Source organism: Mesorhizobium sp. M1E.F.Ca.ET.063.01.1.1 (assembly GCF_003998155.1).
Taxonomy (GTDB): Bacteria; Pseudomonadota; Alphaproteobacteria; order Rhizobiales; family Rhizobiaceae; genus Mesorhizobium.
The window spans coordinates 1-4048 of sequence record NZ_RZSC01000558.1 but is presented as its reverse complement, the minus strand read 5'-3'; the positions used below and the strand labels follow the sequence as shown (position 1 = coordinate 4048).

Genomic DNA, 4048 nt, shown 5'->3' with positions numbered 1-4048 from the left:
ACTTCCTCCAAGGGGTATCCCTGCCCACGCGCGATCCGCACTGGGGTAAAGAAATGTAAGCGATCCATTGTTTTCCTCCCGGTTCGGCCGCAAGGCGGCCGAACCGCAGTAAACGCATATCCTGTGGATTAGTTCCAAACAAATTTGGTTGCCGCTTGAAAATTTTGGAACCAGCCGACCAGCACCCGAACTGCCGCGAAAAGGCCTGCGCCGACTCAAGCCATGATGCAAGCTCGGCGTCAGCGATAAGCGCGATTCTCATTGAATGTCTTTAAGGTGAAAGCCGGCAAATGGGTTGCTTGCCGGTTCCCCTGCGTCAGGCTTAACCTCGCCGGTTAACGCGTGAGGGCGCGTTTTGCAGAAGGGGAACACTTGCAATGACCATACAAGGCGCATCGCCCGGCCTCTACACGAGGATCTGGCTCCGGCAACGGTCAGGAACTGGGGACCGTTTTCGATCTTCAATGTCTGGACGTCCGACGTCCACAGCCTCTGGGGCTACTACCTCGCCGCAAGTCTGTTTCTGTTCTGCGGTGGCTTCGTCAACTTCATCATCGCCATCGGCATCGGCTCGCTGATCATCTACGCGTTGATGAACATGGTCGGCTATGCCGGGGTGAAGACCGGCGTGCCCTACCCCGTGCTCGCGCGTGCCTCCTTCGGCATCTGGGGCGCCAACATCCCGGCGCTGGTGCGCGCCGTCGTCGCCTGCTTCTGGTACGGCGCGCAGACAGCCGCCGCGTCGGGCGCAATCGTCGCGCTGCTGACCCGCCTGCAATGGTTCAACGAATTCAACCAGACCTCGCACCTCCTCGGCCATTCCACCCTGGAAGTGATCTGCTTCGTCGTGATCTGGGCACTGCAGCTCCTGATCATCCAGAAGGGCATGGAAACGGTGCGCCGCTTCCAGGATTGGGCCGGCCCTGCCGTGTGGGTGATGATGCTGATCCTGGCGATCTATCTCTGCCTGAAGTCGGGCACCTTCGCCTTCACCAGCGACATCCCGATGGACGTGCTGCTCGACAAGACCAAGGATGCCGGCGTTCCGGGCGAGCCGGGTTCGTGGACGGCGCTGTTCGCGGTGGCGGCGATCTGGGTGACCTATTTCTCGGCGCTCTACCTCAACTTCTGCGACTTCGCCCGCTATGCGCCGGACAACGCGGCGCTGCGCAAGGGCAATATCTGGGGCCTGCCGGTCAATCTGATCCTGTTCTCGCTGGTCGCCGGCGTCACCACGATCGCCGCCTACGACGTCTATCACGAGGTTCTGCTCCATCCCGACCAGATCTCGGCCAAATTCGACAGCTGGTTCCTGGCGGCTCTCGCGGCGCTGACCTTCGCGGTGGCAACGCTCGGCATCAATGTCGTGGCGAACTTCGTCTCGCCGGCCTTCGACTTCTCCAACGTCTTCCCGCGCCAGATCGACTTCAAGAAAGGCGGCTATATCGCGGCGCTGATCGCGCTGGTGCTCTATCCCTTCGCGCCGTGGGAAGGCAGCGCGGCTTCCTTCGTCAACATCATCGGCGCGACGATGGGGCCGATCTTCGGCGTGATGATGGTCGATTACTATCTGATCCGGAAGAGCGAGGTCGACGTCGAGGCGCTCTACCGCGAGGATGGCGAGTTCCGCTTCCAGGGCGGCTGGCATGTCAACGCCTTCATCGCCGCCGGCACCGGCGCGATCTTCTCCTCGATCCTGCCCAACTTCACCAACTGGCTGCCGTCCTGGTGGGGCGTCTACGGCTGGTTCTTCGGCGTGGCGATCGCTGGCGCCGTCTACTACGTGCTGCGCACCATGGCGCTCGGAGCAGGCGCCAAAACGGCAAAAGCCTGAAATAAGGCAGTAGGCAGTAGGGATTAGGCAATAGAGAATGCCACCTACTGCCTACTGCCTACTGCCTACTGCCTACTGCCTACTGCCTACTGCCTACTGCCTACTGCCTACTGCCTATTTACCGACCATCTCGGCCAGTCTGCGCACCGTGTTCCAGTTGCGCGAAGTGCCGATGCCCATACGCTTGTGACTGGCGGCTGCAAGCAGCCGCGAGCTTGGCCGCTCACGTGAAAAGACGATCCAGATATCGCCGCCGATCAAAAACACCTTCTCGTCCTCGGCGGCACAGGCGCGAAGCGCTGATATGGCATCCTCGGCGACAGGCACGCGCATCACCCGCACCGCGACCTGATCGCCTGTATCCGCGGACTCGACCGGGAACGGATTGCCGGCTGCCAGCTCGAGCCAATCTTCAGCGCTGCGCACGATGATGTCGACATGGCGGCCAAAGCTCTGTTCGAAGGCCGTTTCCAGTCGCTGCTCGAGGTTGGAAATCCTGGTCGCCCGCGCCTCGAAGACCAGATTGCCCGTCGCCACAAGGGTGCGCACATTCTTGAGCCCGAGGCCTTCCGCCATCGCCTTGAGGTCGGACATAACGACCCGCCGCCCCTCGCCCAGGATAATGCTGTAGAGCAGCGCGACGTAAGTCTGCATCAAACGAGGCGCGACTGTTCCATCGCTGCTTCGATGAAGCTGGCGAACAGCGGGTGCGGTTCGAGCGGCCGGCTCTTCAGTTCAGGGTGATACTGCACGCCGATGAACCAGGGATGGTCGGGATATTCGACCGTCTCGGGCAGCACGCCGTCGGGCGACATACCGGCAAAGACCAGGCCACAGTCCTCGAGCCGCTGCTTGTAGTCGACATTGACCTCGTAGCGGTGCCGGTGACGCTCGGAAATCTGCGTGTCGCCATAGATCTCGGCGATCTTCGACCCTTTGGCCAATTCGGCCTGGTAAGCGCCGAGCCGCATGGTGCCGCCGAGGTCGCCGGTGGCCCGGCGCTTTTCCAGCATGTTGCCCTTCAGCCATTCGGTCATCAGCCCGACGACGGGTTCGTCGGTCGGACCGAACTCGGTCGAAGAGGCATGCTCGACACCGGCCAGCGAACGCGCCGCCTCGATGCAGGCCATCTGCATGCCGAAGCAGATACCGAAGTAAGGCACCTTGCGCTCGCGCGCGAATTTCGCCGCCAGGATCTTGCCCTCCGAGCCACGCTCGCCGAAACCGCCGGGAACAAGGATGCCATGCACCTTTTCCAGCCACGGCGTCGGGTCTTCCTTCTCGAAGATCTCGCTCTCGATCCAGTCGAGCTTGACCTTGACGCGGTTGGCGAGGCCGCCATGCGAAAGCGCCTCGATCAGCGATTTGTAGGCATCCTTGAGGCCGGTGTATTTGCCGACGACGGCAATCGTCACCTCTCCTTCCGGATTGTGGATGCGGTTGGAGAGCGCCTGCCATGGCTCCATCCGCGGCTTCGGCGCCGGGTCGATGCCGAAGGCGGCGAGCACTTCCGAATCGAGACCTTCCTTATGGTAGGCCATCGGCACGTCATAGATGTGCGGCACGTCGAGCGCCTGGATGACGGCGCTTTCGCGCACGTTGCAGAACAGCGACAGCTTTCTGCGCTCTTCCTTCGGGATCGGCCGGTCGGCGCGCACCAGAAGAATGTCGGGCGCGATGCCGATACCGCGCAATTCCTTGACCGAATGCTGCGTCGGCTTGGTCTTCAATTCGCCGGCGGTCGGGATGTAGGGCATCAGCGTCAGATGCACATAGACCGCGTTGTTGCGCGGCAGGTCGTTGCCGAGCTGGCGGATCGCTTCCAGGAACGGCATCGCTTCGATATCGCCGACCGTGCCGCCGATCTCACACAGCACGAAGTCGTATTCGTCATTGCCGTCGAGGACGAAATGCTTGATCTCGTCGGTGACGTGCGGGATCACCTGCACGGTGGCGCCGAGATAGTCGCCGCGCCGCTCGCGCTCGATGATGTTCTTGTAGATGCGGCCGGTGGTGATGTTGTCCTGCTGGTTGGCCGACCGGCCGGTAAAACGCTCGTAATGGCCGAGGTCGAGATCGGTCTCGGCGCCGTCGTCGGTGACGAACACTTCGCCATGCTGGTAAGGCGACATCGTTCCAGGGTCGACATTGAGGTAAGGATCGAGCTTTTTGATCCGCGCGCGATAGCCTCGCGCCTGCAGGAGAGCCCCAAGA

3 protein-coding genes and 1 pseudogene are annotated in these 4048 nt (G+C 61.8%); 1 reads left to right on the top strand and 3 read right to left on the bottom strand.

Going from position 1 to position 4048, the window contains the following annotated elements; genetic code table 11:
* Positions 1-262 (bottom strand): hypothetical protein (locus EOA29_RS42335; RefSeq protein ID WP_210213175.1); only part of this gene is annotated, 262 nt, incomplete at its 3' end.
* A 115-nt stretch (positions 263-377) separates the two neighbouring features.
* Here EOA29_RS42335 and EOA29_RS27890 point away from each other — a divergent pair.
* Positions 378-1834 (top strand): annotated as a pseudogene (locus tag EOA29_RS27890) (NCS1 family nucleobase:cation symporter-1).
* A gap of 114 nt (positions 1835-1948) precedes the next feature.
* On the opposite strand, the gene EOA29_RS27885 reads toward EOA29_RS27890, so the two are convergent.
* Both EOA29_RS27885 and EOA29_RS27880 read right to left on the bottom strand, forming a co-directional pair.
* On the bottom strand, positions 1949-2488 hold the full coding sequence (locus tag EOA29_RS27885; RefSeq protein ID WP_126093908.1) for a DUF1697 domain-containing protein: 540 nt from the start codon (positions 2486-2488) through the stop codon (positions 1949-1951).
* Positions 2488-4048, bottom strand: a 1561-nt coding sequence (locus EOA29_RS27880) for a CTP synthase (protein WP_245468555.1), incomplete at its 5' end; no start/stop codon positions are given. The genes EOA29_RS27880 and EOA29_RS27885, both read right to left, overlap by 1 nt.